Genomic DNA, 18,710 nt, shown 5'->3' on the forward strand with positions numbered 1-18,710 from the left:
GCGATGTGATGAAAGTGAAACACCTGTTTGGTCCGGCAGCGCTTGCGCTGTCACTGCTAGTCGCCACGCCCGTGGTGGTGGCCGCGTCCTCAGATCCGGCGCCCATCGTCACCGGGAAACAATGGACCGAGTCCGACGCAAGTCTCAAGAAGGCCTACCTTCTGGGCATGGCGAACCTCATCCAAGTGGAGCAAGCCTACCAGCAACGCCGCGCCCCGGCTGACAACCAGACGCTGATCCCGCGCTTCGCCAAGGGGCTCCAGAGCCACACGCTGGACTCCGTGCGCGAAAGCCTGGACAGCTGGTACGCGGCCAATCCCAGCAGGCTGGACCGCCCCGTGGTCGAGACGCTCTGGTTCGAGATCGTCGCGCCCAACGCTCCGGCCACCCCCGCCACTCCCGCCCCCAAGCGCCACCGCTAGGAGTCCCGCCATGAAAGTCATCCGTTCGATTGCCATAGTCCTCATGATGGGGTCGCTGGTTGCCTGCACCAACATGAGCTCCAAGCAGCAAGGCACCTTGTCGGGCGCGGCCATCGGCGCCGCGGCCGGCGCGGGCATCGCCGCCATTGCCGGCGGCAGCGGCTGGACCGGCGCCGCCATCGGCGCCGCGGCCGGCGGCATCGCCGGCAATATCTACGGCGGCAACCACTAAGCCTGCGTCCTGCCAGGCAAGCCAGGTCCCGGGCCGAGGCCCGGGACTCTCCCTACAGATTGCCGGTGGATTTGCCGATCCGCCAGTACACCCCTCCCCCCGTCATCCCTCCATCCACCGGCAGGTCCGCCCCGGTGATGAACGACGCTTCCGGCCCCAGCAGGAACATCACCGCCGCCGCGATCTCGTCGGCGTCCGCGCCGCGCGACAGCGGCGTGGCATCGCGGTTGCCTTCGTAGAACAGGCGCGCCCGTCCGGCGTCGTGCACGGCGTTGGGCTGCATGATCATCGGCGTTTCCACCAGGCCCGGGCAGACCGTGTTGACTCGGATGCCGCGCCCGGCCAGCTCCAGCGAGGCCGCGCGCGTCAGGCCGCGCAAGGCCCATTTGCTGGCGGTGTAGGCCGCGCTGAAGTACCCGGTCAGCCCCGCGGTCGACGAAGTGTTGACGATGGCCGCGCCTGCCGGCATCAGGCCCGCGAGCGTACGGATCGCCAGGAAAGGCCCGTCCAGGTTGATGTCCAGCAGGCGCCGCCATTCCGCGTGCGTGGTCTCTGTCACGGTCTTGCGCAAGGTGACGCCGGCGTTGTTGACCAGGCCGTAGAGCGGCACGCCAGCCGCAGCGATGTCGGCGGCCAGCGCCTGCCAGGCGGCTTCGCTGGCCACGTCGGCCACGCGCACCCGCAAGCGCTGCGCGGCCGGGCCTGCGGCGCAGCGCAGGGCCGTCCAGGTTTCATCGCCTTCCGGCAGCACATCCAGCGCATGGACGATCGCGCCGGCCTGCAGCAGGCGCAGCGCCTCGGCTGCGCCCTGCCCGCGCGCCGCGCCCGTCACCACCGCGGCCTTGCCGCTCCAGTATTCCGGGATTGCGTTCTGGTCCGTCATGTCTTGGAGACTCCGCCGTCCACCATCAGTACGTGGCCGGTGACGTAGGCCGAGGCCTGCGACGCCAGGTACAGCGCCGCGTCGGCGATCTCCGACGGCTGGCCGACGCGCCGCACCGGCAGCCGCTCGACGTACTCGGCGTAGGTGGCGGGGTCGCCATGCATCCAGCTGCTCATGGGGGTTTCGATGAATCCGGGCGCGATGGCGTTGACGCGCAGGCCCTTGGGGCTCCATTCCAGCGCCAGGCACTGCGTCAGGTGCGCCACGCCGGCCTTGGCCGCCGCATAGTCGGCGCAATTGGGACGCGGCTTGACCCCGGCGTAGCTCGACAGGTTGATGATGGCGCCATGACCTTGCGCGATCATGTGCCGCGCCGCCGCCTGCGCGCCGAAGAACGTGCCCTTGAGATTGATGTCCAGGGTGCTCTGCCAGGAAGCTTCGTCCAGCTCCAGGGCGGGCATGCGGCCCATGAAGCCGGCATTGTTGACCCACACGTCCAGCGCGCCATACTGCGCGGCCACCGCGTCGGCCAGTTCGCGCAGCGCCTGCGGCTGCGTCACGTCCAGCTTGCGGCAGTCGGCGTCGACGCCGGACAGCGCTTCCAGGTCCAGGTCGGTGGCGACCACCGTCGCGCCCTGCTTGCGGAACGCCGCCACCATGGCGCGCCCGATGCCGCCCCCCGCTCCCGTGACGACCGCGATTTTTCCTGCCAGATCCGGGTAATTCATGTTGCTCATGTGATGCTCGAAAGGGTTGAAGTTCAATTGAAGGCCGGACGCTTTTTGGCCGCCGTGGCGCCCCGGTCGGCGGCCTCCTCGCCGGGGAGACGGATGTCGTTCAGGTCCATGCCCGCCGTTTCCTTGATCAGGAAGGCGCCCGCGAAAGCCATCAGGCCCAACGCCCCCACGTAGGCCGTATAGACCCAGTCCAGCCCCTGCGCGCCCAGCCACGCATTGATGTAGGGCGCGGTGCCGCCGAAGATCGCCACTGACAAAGACGAGATGAAGCCCACGCCCATGGCGCGCGCGCCGGTGGGCACCTGTTCGGCCACCACCGCCGGGAATATCGCCGCCAGCAACGCCCAGACCAGCAGGCCGATCAGCTGCCCGACGAACAGCGTCCAGGGCTGGTCGGTCACGATGTGCGACACCGGAAAGACGGCCAGCGCCACCCCCAGGCCGAAGGCCATCACCATGGGCTTGCGGCCGTAGCGGTCGGCCAGCCAGCCGCATACCGGCAGCCACAGCAGGCACACCAGCTGCGCGATCAGGCTGGCCGTATAGGCGCCCGCCGGATCCATGCCCTTGGTCGCGATGGCGGTAGCCGGCGCGAACGTGACCCAGGTGTAGTAGGTGGCGTTGGAGGCCGCGGCGATCATCACGATGTTGCGCGCGACCTTCCAGGCCTGGGCCGCCGTCACCTTCTGGCCTCCCTGCTCCGCCCTGTGCTCGAACACCTCGCTCTCGCTGGCGCTGCGGCGCAGAAACAGCGCGTAGACGCCCAGCAGCGCGCCCACGCCGAAGCCCACGCGCCAGCCCCAGGCCTCCATCGCCGGCTTGCCCAGCCAGGCGGTCAGCAGCGCGGCCAGCGCGGTGGCCCCCATGACGCCGATGGTGACGCTGACAAACACCGAGCTCGACCACAAGCCGCGCTTGGCGGGCGGCGCGATTTCGGCCACATAGGTGTAGGCCACGCCCGACTCGCCTCCATGTGCCAGTCCTTGCGTCAGCCGGCACACAAAAAGCAACACCGAAGCCAGCACGCCCGCCTGCTCATAGGTCGGCAGCAGCGCGATCGCCAGGCTGGTCAGGGCCAGCAGGCACATGGTCAGGACCAGCGTGAACTTGCGGCCATAGCGGTCGCCGATACGGCCGAACAGCCAACCGCCCACCGGCCGCGCCAGGAACCCGCCCGCGAACACGGCCAGGGTCGCCAGCAGCGCCGAGCCGCGGTCGGACGGATCGAACAGGTTCATGGCCAGATAGGCCGAGAACGTGCCGTACAAGGTCCAGTCGAACCACTCCAGGGCGTTGCCCACGGCCGCGGCGCGCAGCGAAGCGCGGCGCCGTTGGCGGTCCTGTGTCTCCATCATTATTGTCGTCGTCATGTTTTTATCCTCAGGCATTCCCGCCCAAGTGTTGGGCAAACCAGTCGGCGGCGGCGCCGCTGGTGCGTTCGAAGTGTTCCGTGTAGACCGAGTAGTGGCCGCCGGGCAGCAACAGGAGCTGTTTGGGCTGGTGCGCCGCGTTGAACGCGTCCTGCTGCAGGTCGGCGGGCGTCAGGCCGTCGCCGGCCGCCACGATCATCAGCAGCGGCGTGGGCGCGATGCGCCGCACGTACACGCCGGGTTCGTAAGCGCGGGCCAGTTCCAGCGAACGCAGCGTCACCTCGTTGACCCATTCAGGACAGCGGCGCGCCTCCCCGGTCATGTAGTTGTAGGAGTCCGGACCGGGATAGGCGACCGGCGCGTCGGGGTCGGCGTCTACCATCCGCAGCGTGGCCGGCGGCTGCCCGGCGTCGCGCGCTTCGCGGTCGGCCTCGAACGCGGCTTGCAGCGCCTGCGCCTTGTCGTAGCGCACGCGCCGTTGCGCCGCCGAAAAGCCGCTGGTAGTCGGAACCTGGCTGACCACGCACTTGACGCGCCGGTCGATCGCCGCGACCGTCAGCGCGTGCCCGCCGCTATAGCTGCTGCCCCAGATGCCGATGCGCTCGCGGTCGACCTCCGGGCGTTGGCGCAGATAGGAAATGGCCGACCTGAAATCCTGGATCTGGCGCTGCGGATCGATCTCCTGGCGCGGCATGCCTTCGCTGCGGCCGAGGTTGCGGAAGTCGAAGGTCAGCGCAGCCAGGCCCCGGGCGACCACGGCCGCCGCGTAGTCTTCCAGGTCTCCGCCCGCCACCATGGACCAGCCGTGCGCAAGCGCCACGGCTCCCAGCGGACCGGAGCGATGCTCCGGCAGATAGAAAGTGCCGCGCACGCGGTCCCCTTCCACCAAGAATTCAATCGGCTTCGCCGATCCTTTTATTCCCGATCGTTCGCGTATCGGTAGGCTCATGCCTGTCTCCTCATCGCTCATTTATGAGCTAAGCTTCTGTGAACAGGTCGGATTCTGCCTATCGGCCAGGACGCGAACAAGCGCTATTATTCGCGCCATCAATCGTCAATCACGATCAATAACAAGCACCTCCTCTGCAGCCAGGGACAGCCCAGCGCCATGGATCTACGCCAATTCGATTGCTTTCTGGCCGTTGCGGACACGCTGCATTTCGGCCGCGCCGCGGAAGCGCTGCACATGAGCCAATCTTCGGTGTCGGAGGCCGTGAAGGCGCTGGAAAGAACCCTGGGCGGCCCCCTGTTCGAACGCAGCAGCCGCCGGGTCGCGCTGACGCCGCTGGGCCAGACCCTGAAGCTGGGCGCTGGGCCCGCCGTCATCATGCTGAAAGCGGCGCTGGACGACTGCAAACGTCAGGCCGCGGGCAAGCCGCGCCATCTGCGCATCGGCTTCCTGGGCGGCGGCTTCTACGAGCTGTACCGCCCGCTGGTCACGGAATTCAAGGCGGCCCACCCGAATGTGGAACTGGAATTCGTGGAGCTGACCTACGTCACCCACTACGCGGCGGTGGCCGACGGTTCCGTCGACGCCGCCTTCTGCCGGCTGCCGCTGGGCGCGGACGGGTTGTGCCATGGCCCCATCGTGCTGCGGGACCAGCGCATGCTGTGCGTCCCGCATGACCATCCCTACGCCGCGGCGACGCTGCTGGATCCCGAAGTGCTGGCCGAGGAACGCCTGGTGCGCATGGTGCCGGGATCGGTCAACCAGGAATGGCAGGATTACCACTTTCCCCGCCACACCCCCAAGGGCAAGCCCATCGGCGACGGCCCCGTGGTGCGCACCATCCGCGAAGGCATCGCGGCCGTGAACACGCGCCAAGGCCTGTTGATGCTGACCAAGCGCGCCGCGAGCTATTACGCGACGCCCGAGATCGCATTCGTGGAAATCGACCTGCCCGCCATGCCCTCGGCCCTGGTGCGGCGGGTGGACGACCACCGGCCCATCCTGCAGGAACTGGATGCCCTGTTACTGCGCATCGCCGAGCGCTATGGCGTGGCGGCCTGAGCCGGACGCGCAGGTCCGGCCCAGGCCGCGAACGACAGGATGCGAAGACCGATATCAGCGCTGCGAATCCAGCGCTTCGTTGTTCTTCACCACTTCCTGCGCCTTGGCATAGCTTTCGATCAGCAGCTGGTAGGCCGGGAACACCTTGGTGTAGACCCCGGCCCATTGCAGCGCGTCTTCGCGGTTCCAGGTTTTCTGCAGTTCCGACGCCACGGCGGCCGTGTCCATCGGCACCACGCCAGCCTGCACCACGCGCGCCAGGGTGATTTCCTGCGCCATCTTGGTATAGGTGCCGGACGCGTCGATCACGGCGAAGACCTTGTAGCCGTCGGCGACCGCGCTGATGGCCGGGAACGCCATGCACACGCTGGTGATGGTGCCGGCGATGATCAGGGTCTTGCGGCCGGTGGCCTTCACGGCGGCGACGAACTCGGGATTGTCCCAGGCGTTGATCTCGCCTTTGCGGGCGACGTATTGCGCATGCGGAGCGTTGGCATGGATCTCGGGGATCAGCGGGCCGTTGGGGCCTTGCGGCACCGAAGCGGTGGTGATGACCGGCATCTTGGCCAGCGTGGCCATCGAAGCCAGCGCGCTGGCGCGGGCGCGCAGTTCCGGCATGGGCATGTCGCCCACGGTCTGGAACAGACCGCTCTGGTGGTCGATCAGCAGCATGACGGCGTCGGCGGGATCGATGACGGGACGCTGGCCGTTGAAGTTGGCGGGTGCAGACATGGAGTACTCCTTGATTGAAAATCGACGGCGGTGTGCCGAATCAAAAGCCTTATGGCTGCACAAATATTAAAAATAGAACAAAATTGGCGAAAGACCGATTTTTTGGTATCAGAGTCCTATTTTTGGATCTAAAGGAACGCGATGCAGGATCTCAACGATCTCTTCTATTTCGTGCAGACCGTCGAACACCAGGGCTTCGCGCCGGCCGGGCGGGCGCTGGGCATGCCCAAGTCCAGGCTCAGCCGCAGGCTGGCCTTGCTGGAGGAACGGTTGGGCGTGCGGCTGATCCAGCGTTCGACGCGGCACTTCATGGTCACCGACATCGGCCTTACCTATTACGAGCGCTGCAAGGCCATGCTGGCCGAAGCCGAGGCGGCCCAGGAAGTCATCGACGCGGCTCAGGTCGAGCCGCGCGGCGTGGTGAAGCTGACCTGCCCGATCGCCCTGCTGCACACCCACGTGGGCGGCATGCTGGCCGATTTCATGCTGAAGTACCCGCGCGTCGTGATCCAGCTCGAAGCCACCAACCGCCGCGTCGACGTGCTGGGCGAAGCCGTGGACGTGGCGATCCGGGTGCGCCCGCCTCCGCTGGAAGACAGCGAACTGGTCATGCGCGTGCTGGCCGACCGCGGCCAAAGCCTGGTGGCCAGCCCCAAGCTGGCGGCCGAATGCGGCATGCCGGCGACGCCCGACGATCTCGGCGCCTGGCCCAGCCTGGCCCTGGGTTCGCCCAACCAGGCCTACCGCCTGGAGCTGTACCGCCAGGACGGCGAGCAGGCCACCGTGTCGCTCGCCCCCAGGATGATCACCACCGACATGATCGCCTTGCGCAACGCGGCGATGGCTGGCGTGGGCGTGGTGCAGTTGCCGACGCTGATGGTGCGGGAACAACTGCAGGCGGGACAACTGGTCCGGCTGCTGCCCGACTGGGCGCCGCGGCGCGAGCTGATCCACGCGGTATTCCCTTCCCGCAGAGGCCTGCTGTCCTCGGTGCGGGCGCTGGTGGACTATCTGGCGGAGCGTTTCGGGAAGCTGGAAGAGGACTAGGCGGCCCAGACTGAGCGTGCAGGCCTTGCCTGCCTCGGGTCCGGTATCGGCATACACTGCTACGCGCCATGCCATGACCCGGACCCCGCCATGCAGACGTTCAATCCATGATGTACCTCTTGTGGTCGCTGCCCGCCCTGATCGTCATCGGCGCCATCGCCAGCGGGCGCCTGAACACCACGACCGCCGCCGTCCTGGGCCTGCTGGCCGCCCTGCCCATCGCCTTGTACGGCGCGCCCGCGCCCTTCGGCATCGGGCAGCTCGGACTGGCGCTGGAGCGGGGCCTGTGGATAGGCGGCATCATCAGCCCCTACATCCTGGGCGGCCTGCTGTTCTGGAACATGGCGGCGCAAGGCCGCAAGCCGCAACTGGCCGCCGATGCGGACAAGGGGGCGCTGGCCCAGCCGCTGGCGCGGCGCCGGCTGCTGTTCTTCGCCTGTTTCCTGGTGGGTCCCTTCGCCGAGTCGGCCACCGGCTTCGGCGTCGGCATGCTGGGCACGGTGCTGCTGATCCGGCCGCTGGACCTGAAGCCGCGCGACACCATGGTGTTCGCATTGCTGAGCCAGACCCTGATTCCCTGGGGCGCGATGGGCAGCGGCACGCTGCTGGCTTCGGCGTATGCGCGCGTGCCGGCGACGCAGCTGGCGCTCTATGCCATGGCGCCGGTGGCCTTGCTGATGGGGTTGTGGATGCTGCTGTACTGGCGCACCGCAAGGCGCGCCGGCCTGCGGGCGCCCATGGCGGAGCACGGCCGCGAGGCGGCATGGATGCTGGCCTGCCTTGCTGCGCTTGGCGCCGCGACCGCCTTGCTCGGACCGGAAACCGCCTTGCTGGCAGCCTATGGCCCGCTGATCGTGTTGCGCTTCCTGCTGGACCGCCGTCCCGACCGAGCCCGCATGCGGTTCGCGGCGCGCGCCGCCCTGCCCTACATCGTGATGATTGCCTGGCTGGTGGCGACGCGGCTGCTTCCCGGCCTGAACAGGAACCTGGCCGCGGTCGCGACGTTCAGCCCGTTTCCCGATCTGCCGGCCTGGATGCCGTTCCTGCATGCGGGCAGCTGGCTGATCGCCGGCGCGCTGCTGATCGCCTGCGTCTACCAGCGCAGCGGCCTGCTGGCTGGTCAGGCGCGCGCGGCCTGGGCCACCGGACGCCACGCGGTGTACTCGGTGTTCCTGTTCGCCATGATGGCCGAGGTGCTGGCGGGCGCAGGCATCTCGCAAGCCTATGCCGACGGCCTGTACGCCAGCCTGCGCGACTGGACCATCCTGATCACGCCGGTACTGGCAGGGGTGTTCGGGATCCTGGCCAACAGCGGCAACGCGCCGAACAGCCTGTTCATGCCGTCGCAGCTGTCCCTGGCCGTCAGCGCGGGGCTGAGCGTGCCGGCCGCGGCGGCCTTGCTGCATGTGTCGGGCACGTCCATGGGGATATTTTCGCCAGTGCGGATGTCGATCGCGGCCGGGCTTGCCCATGGCCGCGGCGAGGAACGCGGGGTGTACGCGCGCCTGCTGCCCTTTGCGCTGGCGGCCTTCGGCGTGCTGCTTTGCCTGGCGGTATGGCTCGTGCTGGGCGGCTCCGCGTCCTGAGCGCCGCGCGGAGTCCCTGAAGATCCCGGCAGCGGGCCGCGCTAACCGTTGGCATACATCCTCAGGAGCCTGTGTCCGACCACGCCCTGGCTGCGCACATACTGCCGGAAAGCGTCCAGCGGCATGGGCCTCCCATGAAAGTATCCCTGCGTCACCTGCACACCCAAGGCACGCACCATTTCGTGCTCTTCATGGTTTTCCACCCCTTCGGCCACCACGGTCATGTCCAGCGAGCGCGCCATTGCCACCGTGCTGGCCAGGACGCTCTGGGCGTGCGGCTGCCGGCTGGCGCGGGCGACCAGATCCCGGTCGATCTTCAGTTCGTCGAACGGCGCGCACAGCAGACGGTCGAGGGAGGAATCGCCGGTGCCGAAGTCGTCGATGGCGCAACTGAAGCCGCGCAGCCGCAATTGCGTGATGGCTCCCGCCAGCGCCGCATTGGAACCCGCGCCGCCGTCCTCGGTGATCTCGATAACGATGCGGCCGGGCTCCACGCCGGCCCGCTCCGCGCGCTCGGCCACCCCTTGCGCCCAGGCGATGGAGCTGGCGACGGCGGCGGGCACATTGACCGTGATGACGCAATCCGGGCTGCTGCCGAGGGCGCGTTGGGCATCGAAGGCGCGCGCAAGCATGTAGTCGGTGAACGGTCCGAGCAGGCCTGCGGCCTCGAGCGCCGGCAGGAATACCGCCGGAGGCACCATCGAGCCGTCATCCAGGCGCCAACGGGCCAGCATCTCGGCGCCGCGCAACTCGCCGGTTTCGGCGCAATGCTGCGGCTGGAAGTACGCGGCGATCTGCCGCTTCTGCAGGGCGCGGCTCAGGTCGTCGCGGCTGAAGCCCTCGCACGAAACCCCTGCAGCCTGAGCCCCAGTCTGTCCGGCCTGCGTTTCGCCGCCAGCCTGGGAACACACCAGCGATTCGATTATCGAGATAAGGCTGGACGCCTCCAGCGGCTTGGCCAGTACGCCGACGATGGGCACGCCGCGAACGCCGGCGTAGGCCGCCGCGGCCTGCAGGATCCGTGAGGGATGGCTGCTGGCGATCGCGACACCGCGACAGCCGCCGGCTTGCGCCAAGGCGTCTATCATCTGCAGGCCGGTGCTGTCGGCCATGTCGAGATCGACGATGACCAGGTCCCAGCGCCTCTGGGCGATCGCCGCGAGCGCCGATGCGCCGTCATGCGCCATTTCCACTTCGGGCACGCCGATCTTGCCCAGCATCCGCGCCAGCGCGTGCCGTTGGAATTCTTCTTGATCGATAATCAGGGCGGTCTTGAGCATGATGATCCCGGTGGACGGTGGCCGATGGCACTGCCGCTAGCGGCCTTGTGGCGGGTGGCGAAGACGGCAAAATGCCGACAAACCCATTTTTTCATCGCGGCGGCCGCACTGAAATCAGTCGAGTCTTATTTTTCGCCCAGATGCTTCAGGCCTGGTCCCAGTCCCGCCGTGCCAGCCGCACCCCGGACTTCAAAGGAAAATCGCGAAACGACCGTTCCTTTGGCTCTATCATGGCGTCACCCCCGGCGAAACCCGATCCAGCATGGCCGTGCAAACCGAAGACATATCTGAGTCCGAAACCCGCGGCCGGCCGGTGCGCAGCGCCATCAGCATCCTGAACCGCTATCAGCGGGCCCTGCTCTATGTCGGCGGCGCGGTGACGACCATCGTCCTGCTGGCCGTCACCGGCGTCATGCTGTACGCGCAGACCAAGGACTACATCGCGGAGCGCTACGCCGGATTCGTCATCCGCAAGACGCTGTTGCGCACAGCCCTGTCCGTGCGCGAGGGCGCCTTCCGCATCGGGCTGTCGCACGAGGAGTACGCCTGGCCCTTGCGCCAGGCGGCAACCCGGCCAGACCTGGTGCAGGCATTCGAGCGGCAAGGCGGGCGCATGGAGTTCCAGCGCAACCCCAACTTTCCTCCCGTGCTGGCGCTTGCCGACATCGGCCCCGGCCGCCCTGCCGCGGATTACCTGCCCTACCTGCACCTGACCGACGAGATCAGCTACTCGGCCGCGGCCTATGCCAAGGCGCTGTCGGTCACGGGCTTCTTTTACAGTCCCGACCGCCGGTTCCTGGGCTTGGGGCCCATGTCCGACACCCTGGACCCCATGGCGCTGACGCAAGCGCAGGACGTACCCGGCCTGATCCGCAAGATCGCCCCCGATCTGGGCGACCTGGACTCCGACCAGGTACGGCAAACCTTGATGCAGGCCGGCGGCCCGCGTTGGCTGCCGCCGGCCATCGACCCTCTCACGCACAAGCTGTCCTTGCGGCTGTACCAGGCCGCCGCCAGCCAGGGCAAGATCTTTGCCATCTTCGTCGCCAGCTATCCGGCCGACACGCTGAACGCCTATCTGGAAACGACGAGCTACGAAGAGGCTGCATTCGTCGCCGGACCGGACACGCGCCTGCTGCTGCCTACCGGCATGGATGAGCAGGCCTCGCAACTGGCCGGCAGGATCCTGCACGCATCCCTCGCTGCGCCGGCCAAGCCGTCGGAACTGCGCTACCGCGACGGCATGTTCATCCTGAGCGATCAGGTCTCGGAGTCCGGCTGGAACCTCATCTACGCGTTTTCGTGGCGCACCATCATCGCCGATCTGTGGCCCCGCCTGGCTGGCTATGCCGCCGCGGCGCTGCTGCTGGTGAGCTTCGTGTGGTCGGTCTTGCTGCTGCTCGACCGCAAGGTGTTCAAGCCCGGCTATGCGCGCTCGCAACGCATATTCGAAAGCGAGAACCTCAACCGCACCATGGTCGCCACGGCGCCCTCCGGCCTGGCCCTGCTGTCCTTGAACACGGGCGAGGTGCTGCTGCAGAACGAGGTCATGCAAAGCTATGCCGACAGCGGCGCCGCCGATGGCCCGCCCCTGCACGCGCGCCTGCTCGCCCTGTACGCCCAGGCCCCGGACGCCGCGGCCTGGCAGGCCGACCTGGAACTGCCCTACCCGCGCGCCGACGGCAGCCGCAGCGACCTGCTGGTCAGCGCGGTGCGGACCAAGTACCAGGGCGTGGACGTGCTGCTCTGCAATTTCACCGACATCACGGCGCGCAAGCTGTTGGAACAAAAGCTGGAGGAAGCCCGCGCCGCGGCCGACACGGCGAACCAGGCCAAGTCCGCGTTCCTGGCCACCATGAGCCACGAAATCCGCACGCCGCTCAATGCCATCCTCGGCAACCTCGAACTGCTGCAGCGCTCGGGCCTGTCGCCATCCCAGAGCGAACGCCTGCGCGCGGTGACTTCGTCCTCGGCCACGCTGCTCGACATCATCAACGACATCCTGGACTTCTCCAAGGTCGAATCCGGCCAGATGAGCGTCGAGTCCATCCCCTTCGACCTGGCCGAGACGGCCCGCCAGGTCATCGCCGTCTTCACGCCGGCCGCGCAGGCCAAGGGCCTGGGACTGGAGTGCATCCTGGACGACGGGTTGGCGCCCCGCTACCTGGGCGACCCCACCCGCATCCGGCAGATCATGTTCAACCTGGTCGGCAATGCCATCAAATTCACCGCGCATGGCGACGTGCTCCTGGAGGTGTACCGGCAGGACGAGGACGATCCCTCGACGCCCATCGTCATCGGCGTCAGCGACACCGGCATAGGCATGACGGCGGCGCAGCAGGCCACGCTGTTCCGTCCATTCACGCAGGCGGACTCCTCCATCGCGCGGCGCTATGGCGGCACCGGCCTGGGGCTGGCCCTGTGCGCCCGGCTGGCCGCGCTGATGCACGGCAACATCGCCGTCACCAGCGCGCCGCAGGAAGGCAGCACCTTTCTCGTGACCCTGCCCTTGCACGCCGCGCCGGCGCTGGTCCAGGGAGATGCCCACGATGACGACACGCCCGAGGCCGCACCGGCCAGACAGCCCCTCGCCGCCCGCATCCTGGTCGCCGACGATAACCCCGCCAACCGCGAACTCATGAAGATGCAGCTGGAAACCCTGGGTTACCAGGCGGACCTGGCCGAGGATGGCAGCGCTGCCCTCGCGCGCTACCTGGAGCAGGCCTACGACCTGGTAATCACCGACGTCAACATGCCCGGCATGGACGGCTATGCCGTGGCGCGCTGCCTGCGCGCGCAGGGCGCCACGGTGCCCATCATCGCCTACACCGCGCATGTCGGCGCGCAGGAGCATCAACAGTGCCGCGACGCCGGCATCGATGCCGTGCTGGTCAAGCCCCTGCTGCTGGGCAAGTTGGACGACGCCATCCGGCGACTGCTGCGCGCCGGTGCGGCGCCGGCCCCCGCCGCCCGCCCCCGCGACGAAATCGCGCAAGGCCCGCTGCCGGCCCGGGTACATCAGGCGCTGAGCCTGTCGCTGCGCCAGTCGCTTGCCGCGATCCGCCAGGAACTCTCGGCGGCCGCGGCCGGCGCGCCTCCCGGCGACGCAGGGGCGCCTGCTCATCTGCATTCCTTGCGCGGTGCCTTCGCCATGATCCATGAATCGGCGCTGGCCGAGTTGTGCGGACGCATGGAAGATCTGGCCCGCGCATCCCGCATTGACGAACTGGCAAGCGTATTGGATCGCTTCGAGGCCGAGGCCAGCGCCGCGTTGTCCCGGCGCCAGCCCGAAAAATAGGAATAGTCCTATCTCTATCTGAGCGCCTATCGGACCAGGCTGCTTATCGGCTTGGCGCCAGCCAAATACATTCTGTACTGGCGCCCCTGCGGCGCGACCGGCATCGACGGCCGGCTCGCGAGCAGGGCCGAAACCGAGCGCGGCCTGCGGCCGCCATGACCGCCCCGGGCCGCTGGCCGGGCGAACACTATCCCTGTTCCAACATGAAACCACTCAACCTGCGCGTTGTGGTCGCGGACGACCACCCCGCCGTGCGCGCCGGCGTCCAGCACACGCTCACTGTCAGCAGCACCGTCTCCGTGATCGGCGCCGCCCGCGATTCCACCGAACTGATGGAGATGCTGAGCCGCCAAGCCTGCGAAGTCCTGATCTCCGACTACTCGATGCCGGGCGGCCATTTCGGCGACGGCATTACCCTGTTCGGCCTGATCCGCCAACGCCATCCCCATTTGAAGATCGTCGTGCTGACCATGCTCGAAAGCCCGGGCATCGTGCACTCGCTGTTGAATCTGGGGGTGCCTGCCATCCTGAGCAAGTCGGATTCGCTGAACCATCTGCTGCCGGCGATCCATGGCGCGTATGCCAACGGCCGCTATCTCTCGCCGCGGATCTCGGAGCTGGCAAGCACCCTGGATCGCGGCGACTATGGCATCCACATGCTGACCCGCCGGGAACTGGAGGTGGTGCGCCTGTTCGTGTCCGGCCTGACGATCAACGAAATCGCGGACCGCCTGCATCGCAGCAAGAAGACCATCAGCACGCAGAAAGGCACCGCCATGCTCAAGCTGGGCCTGGAACGCGACATCGAACTGCTGCGCTACGGCATCGAGGCGGGATTGATCAGCGCCAACAACCCCAGCCCGGCCGGCAATCCGCCGGAGCCAGGCTGAACGCCGGCCCCCTCAGCCCGGCGTGGCGCCCGGCTCGGGCGCGGCGGGAACTTCCGCCAAGGTCGCCGTCAAGCCGTTCTCCATCGCATAGCGGAACAGATCGACGTCGCGCTCGATGCCGAGCTTTTCCATGGCCTTCGCCTTCTGCGTGCTGATGGTCTTCTTGCTGCGATGCAGACGCTCGGCGATCTCATTGACGGTCAGGCCCGACGCATACAGCCGCACCACTTCCGACTCGCGTTGACTGAGCACGCTGTCGGCGTTGCGCCCGCGCCGCGTCAGATCGATGCCCTGGATGACCTTGTTGGCGCTTGGGGAGTAATACTTGCCGCCGGTATGCGCGGCGTGGATCGCGGGAATCAGGTGCGCCAGGGCGTCCGACTTGCTGACGATGCCGCCTATGCCCATGGTAACCAGGTTGTGCAGGACGGCGGCGTTGTCCAGCATGGTCAGCACCACCAGCTTGAGCTGGGGATAGCGCCGCTGCAACAGCCCGAACAGCAAGGCGCCATCGCCGAAATCGCCGGCCGGCATCGAATAGTCGGACACCACCACGTCGCAGGGCGTCCGGTCCAGAAGCGCGACCAGTTCGGTGGAATTGGCGGCGGCCCCCACCAGCGCGATGGTGGGCACCGCCGCCAGCGCATGCTGGACGCCCGCAACCATGCCGGGATGGTCGTCCGCCAACATCACCTTGATCTTGAATTCGTCCATCGCCAGGCCTCCGCTCAAGCGCCCCGATACGGCGCAACGCATTGTAGTCGCGGCGCTCGCGCATGGGTGACGGCAAGAGCGCCGCAACTTCTTGCTCGATGCCGGAATAACGTCGCCCTGCGCCAAGGCTGAAGGCCAAACGGCGCCCGGAAAGCCCGAAAACGGGTGTTCCCTTGCGTTTCGACAAACCGGGGAATGCAAGGCGTTGCGTGCTCAAAAACTCGAAACGGCGTGGCCGTCCGCGTCCTGCCTGGAGTCCTGCCCTGCAGCGAATTCATCAGCCTTGTCCTAGTTCGGACGCCGTCAATATAAGACGAGTCTGAATCCTGGAAAACAAATGCAAATATAGCGCCGAAATCAATTTACCAATGGGGATTTCGTGGGATTCTTCGCCTGCGTTTCACCCGGCCCGCGCTACCCGCGCGCGCGGCCCCACACCGATAGACTGATATGCCAAACACCGCCACGGCCTGCCTTGGCGACCCGCAAGACCTGCTCAACGCGGGAGCGCAACACGCCAAGGAACTCAGCCTCTTGAGCCGCTATCACTCCGTGATGCTGTTCGGCGGCGGCATGGTGCTGTCCGTCCTGATCGTGGTGGCGGCGTGCCTGGTGCTGTACAACGCGGTCAACGCGGCGGTTTCCCGGTTGCAGGCGGAACTCATGGCCCATCATTCCATCGTGACCATGGATATCGAAGGCAAGCAGACGGCCATGCGGCGCGGCGTCATTCATGCCGAACTGCTTTGGCAGGCGCGGCCCGCGCCCTCGCGCGCGACCTGGCAGGCGTTTCGCGCCGGCCAGGGGCGAGCCAGGCTGCAGGCCAGCCCCGGCCTCAGCCCCATCCTGGCCGCTGCCGACCTTGCGGCAGGCTCGTCCATGGACGACTACGCCCGTTATCTGGGCATGCTGGAACTGCAGGCCTACACCGCGACCGCCAGCGAGCAGGAACGTAAGTCGCCGCTGATGGCATACGGCTACAGCCCCGACCTGCGCTTCGTGGGGCTGCTTCCGGCGCCGCGCGCGGAATACGCCGAACTGCTGCGGCGCGCCGGCGTCCCGGATACCGCCGGCCTGATCGGCCGGCTGTCCTATGATCTGGCCGCCCTGTCCAACGCCGCGGTGGCCGCGCAATGGGCCTCGACCCGCCGCATCCTGTGGCAGCCGCCGGGCGTCAATCCGCTATCCGGCGAGAACGTGCTCAAGCTCGTCCAGCCCGCCTTCGACGGCCTGGATCCTTTCATGATTTTCGTCAGCGACTATCCCGTGAGCGCGCTGGCAGCGCGGCTGGACGACATTCCCACAGGCACGGCCGTGGCGCTGGTCGACGGCGGCGGCCGCGTCCTGCTGGACGTCGACCGGACCGGCGCGCCGCGCGCGGAACCCATCCGCGCCGCCCTGGCTGCAGGGTCCTGGAGACAGCCGGCGCATGAAGCGCGCACGCATTTCCAGGACGGCGTTTTCAGCCTCAGCGAGCCGTTGCTGGATACCGGCTGGACGCTGGTCTACGCCTATCCGTGGCGCACAATCGTCGGCTCCATCCTGCCCAGCCTGGCGCTGTATCTGACCGTGACCATCCTCCTGTTGGGCACGCTGTGGGCGCTGCTGCTGTGGTTCAACCGCAAGGCCCTGATCCCCGTTTACCGCCGTTCGCAGCACGTGTTCGAAAGCGAGCACATGAACCGCTCCATCATCGCGACGGCGCAATTCGGCGTGGGCCTGGTGTCGTGCGCCGGCGGTGAAGTGCTGCTGCAGAACGCCATGATGGAGCGCTACGCCGCGCGCGCGGCGGCAGGCGTGTCCCTGCCCGCGCTGCTGCGCGACTGCCATGCAGGCGGCGACCCTAAAGCCTGGGTTCAGCGCGACCGCGAGGTGTTGCTGCGGCTGGACGACGGCCGCGAATGCGAACTGCTGGTCAACATCGTCAAGACGCGGTATCACGGCGACGACGTGCTGCTGTGCAGTTTTGCCGATGCCACCGCGCGCAAGGACATCGAAAAGAAACGGGAGGACGCCCGCGTCGCCGCCGTCGAGGCGGTGCGCGCGAAATCCGTGTTCCTGGCAACGATGAGCCATGAGATCCGCACCCCCCTGAACCTGCTGCTGGGCCATCTGGAACTACTGGACCGCGACCAGGCCGGCGGCCGCCAGGACGGACGGCTGCGTACCGTTCGCGAAGCCTCGCGCGCGCTGGTCGATCTCATCAACGACATCCTGGACGTATCCAGGATGGAGTCCGGGCAAATGACGGTCGAACGCATCCCCTTCGACCTTGAGCGGCTCATCGCGGAGGCCGTCGCCATGTTCGAACCCGCGGCGCAGGCCAAGGGGCTGCGTCTTTCATCCACGACCGACCCCGCCCTGGCGCGGCGCTATGCCGGCGACCCGACCCGGATACGCCAGATTCTGGTCAATCTGGTGGGCAACGCCGTCAAGTTCACCGATGATGGCGAGGTCGCCATTGCGGTGACGGCGGCGCTCGGCGGCGCCGGCGATGCCGCGGTCCTGATCCAGGTGCGCGACACCGGCATCGGCATGACGCCGGAGCAGGCCGCGCAGGCGTTCACGCTGTACGCGCAAAGCGACAGCTCCATCGCTCGCCGTTTCGGTGGTTCGGGACTGGGCCTGCCCATCAGCAAGAAACTGGCGGAAATGATGAACGGGACGCTCTCCGTTTCCTGTCCCCCCGGCGGCGGCAGCGTGTTCAGCATGACGCTACCCCTGCAGCCCTGCCACGACGCGGCTTGCGCCGAGCCGCAACCTGGGGGCGTCCCCACCGCTGGCGCGGAGCCGGCGCAAGCGCCCACGCTGGCCGGGGTAACGCCGGACATCCGCATCCTGGTGGTCGACGACCATCCCGCCAACCGCGCCCTGATCCTGGACCAGCTTGCCGCCCTGGGCTGCCCCGCCGACGCCGCGGAAAGCGCGACCGCGGCGATGCGATGCCTCCGGTCGCGCCGCTACGACCTGGTCATGACGGACCTCAGCATGCCCGAGATCAGCGGTTACGCCCTGGCGCATTACCTGCGTGGACAGGAAGCGCGCCTGCCCATCATCGCAATCACCGCCCACGCGGATCCGGAAGAACTGCGTCCTGGCGGGCTGGCGGCCTTCGATGCCGTCCTGCAAAAACCGCTGTCGCTGCGATCCCTGCAAGGCGCCATCCAGCAGTACCTGCCCCGCGCGCGCCCGTGGCCTCAGCAGACACAGGAGGACCCCGCCCTCCGGCCGCCCGAGCCCGGGCTGCTGGCCGCGATGGAAGCCAGCCTGAGCAACTCGCTGGCAGTGATCCGCCAAGCGCTCGCGGGCGCCGATTTTCAACAAGTGCGGGAGCAATGTCACTCAATGCGCGGCGCATTCGCCATGATGCGGAAAACCGATGTCGCCCAGCGCTGCCTCGACCTGGAGCGGCTGGCGGCAGCCCGCAACCGGCGCATGCTGGAGGCAGGCTTGCCAGAACTGGAAGCTCTGGCGCGCGCCGCGCTAAGCCCGGCCATTCTGTAGCCGA

The 18,710-nt window shown here is 67.6% G+C and carries 15 protein-coding genes; 8 read left to right on the forward strand and 7 right to left on the reverse strand.

All coding sequences use genetic code 11. The features are described 5' to 3' along the window. Positions 1-8: 8 nt before the first annotated feature. Positions 9-422 carry a hypothetical protein gene (locus HWY37_RS15285; RefSeq protein ID WP_175206482.1) on the forward strand — a complete coding sequence of 138 codons (414 nt, stop codon included), beginning with the start codon at positions 9-11 and terminating at the stop codon, positions 420-422. A gap of 10 nt (positions 423-432) precedes the next feature. Further along, on the forward strand, positions 433-654 hold the full coding sequence (locus tag HWY37_RS15290; RefSeq protein WP_176088966.1) for a YMGG-like glycine zipper-containing protein: 222 nt from the start codon (positions 433-435) through the stop codon (positions 652-654). A 52-nt stretch (positions 655-706) separates the two neighbouring features. Here HWY37_RS15290 and HWY37_RS15295 read toward each other — a convergent pair whose 3' ends face one another. The 4 genes from HWY37_RS15295 to HWY37_RS15310 are packed head-to-tail and all read right to left on the reverse strand — an operon-like array spanning position 707 to position 4,593. Then, the gene (locus tag HWY37_RS15295) at positions 707-1,519 is read right to left on the reverse strand and encodes an SDR family oxidoreductase (protein WP_176089097.1); all 813 of its coding nucleotides are present in this window, start codon (positions 1,517-1,519) and stop codon (positions 707-709) included. Positions 1,520-1,533: 14 nt separating this feature from the next. Then, on the reverse strand, positions 1,534-2,274 hold the full coding sequence (locus HWY37_RS15300) for an SDR family NAD(P)-dependent oxidoreductase (RefSeq protein ID WP_246302312.1): 741 nt from the start codon (positions 2,272-2,274) through the stop codon (positions 1,534-1,536). Positions 2,275-2,297: 23 nt separating this feature from the next. After that, a complete protein-coding gene (locus HWY37_RS15305) occupies positions 2,298-3,626 on the reverse strand; it encodes an MFS transporter (RefSeq protein WP_175206545.1) in 1,329 nt (442 codons plus the stop codon). 28 nt (positions 3,627-3,654) lie between these two features. Then, on the reverse strand, positions 3,655-4,593 hold the full coding sequence (locus HWY37_RS15310; RefSeq protein WP_175206479.1) for an alpha/beta hydrolase: 939 nt from the start codon (positions 4,591-4,593) through the stop codon (positions 3,655-3,657). 159 nt (positions 4,594-4,752) lie between these two features. On the opposite strand from HWY37_RS15310, the gene HWY37_RS15315 reads away from it, so the two are divergent. Further along, the gene (locus tag HWY37_RS15315; protein WP_176088967.1) at positions 4,753-5,655 is read left to right on the forward strand and encodes a LysR family transcriptional regulator; all 903 of its coding nucleotides are present in this window, start codon (positions 4,753-4,755) and stop codon (positions 5,653-5,655) included. 54 nt (positions 5,656-5,709) lie between these two features. Here the strand turns inward: HWY37_RS15315 and HWY37_RS15320 are convergent, their stop codons facing one another. Further along, positions 5,710-6,387, reverse strand: coding sequence for a hydrolase (locus HWY37_RS15320; RefSeq protein WP_176088968.1), 678 nt, complete (start codon positions 6,385-6,387; stop codon positions 5,710-5,712). A gap of 141 nt (positions 6,388-6,528) precedes the next feature. Here HWY37_RS15320 and HWY37_RS15325 point away from each other — a divergent pair, with 141 nt between their 5' ends. Together HWY37_RS15325 and HWY37_RS15330 are read left to right on the forward strand one after the other, a co-directional pair. Next, positions 6,529-7,434 (forward strand): LysR family transcriptional regulator, encoded by a 906-nt coding sequence (locus tag HWY37_RS15325; RefSeq protein ID WP_176088969.1) that lies wholly within the window; start codon positions 6,529-6,531, stop codon positions 7,432-7,434. 107 nt (positions 7,435-7,541) lie between these two features. Continuing rightward, a complete protein-coding gene (locus HWY37_RS15330) occupies positions 7,542-9,020 on the forward strand; it encodes a hypothetical protein (RefSeq protein WP_176088970.1) in 1,479 nt (492 codons plus the stop codon). Positions 9,021-9,061: 41 nt separating this feature from the next. Here HWY37_RS15330 and HWY37_RS15335 read toward each other — a convergent pair whose 3' ends face one another. After that, the gene (locus HWY37_RS15335; RefSeq protein ID WP_176088971.1) at positions 9,062-10,300 is read right to left on the reverse strand and encodes an EAL domain-containing response regulator; all 1,239 of its coding nucleotides are present in this window, start codon (positions 10,298-10,300) and stop codon (positions 9,062-9,064) included. Between the two features lie 262 nt (positions 10,301-10,562). On the opposite strand from HWY37_RS15335, the gene HWY37_RS15340 reads away from it, so the two are divergent. Then, positions 10,563-13,598: a hybrid sensor histidine kinase/response regulator gene (locus HWY37_RS15340; RefSeq protein WP_246302314.1), complete on the forward strand. Its 3,036-nt coding sequence runs from the start codon at positions 10,563-10,565 to the stop codon at positions 13,596-13,598. A gap of 203 nt (positions 13,599-13,801) precedes the next feature. Then, positions 13,802-14,488 carry a response regulator gene (locus HWY37_RS15345; protein WP_175206473.1) on the forward strand — a complete coding sequence of 229 codons (687 nt, stop codon included), beginning with the start codon at positions 13,802-13,804 and terminating at the stop codon, positions 14,486-14,488. Between the two features lie 12 nt (positions 14,489-14,500). On the opposite strand, the gene HWY37_RS15350 is transcribed toward HWY37_RS15345, so the two are convergent. Continuing rightward, positions 14,501-15,202 (reverse strand): response regulator, encoded by a 702-nt coding sequence (locus HWY37_RS15350; RefSeq protein ID WP_175206472.1) that lies wholly within the window; start codon positions 15,200-15,202, stop codon positions 14,501-14,503. A 450-nt stretch (positions 15,203-15,652) separates the two neighbouring features. Between HWY37_RS15350 and HWY37_RS15355 the strand changes: the two genes are divergently transcribed. Beyond that, positions 15,653-18,706, forward strand: coding sequence for an ATP-binding protein (locus HWY37_RS15355; protein ID WP_176088972.1), 3,054 nt, complete (start codon positions 15,653-15,655; stop codon positions 18,704-18,706). Positions 18,707-18,710: the final 4 nt, after the last annotated feature.

The sequence above is a fragment of the Achromobacter anxifer genome, from assembly GCF_903652925.1.
In the GTDB taxonomy this organism is placed as follows: Bacteria; Pseudomonadota; Gammaproteobacteria; order Burkholderiales; family Burkholderiaceae_B; genus Achromobacter; species Achromobacter anxifer.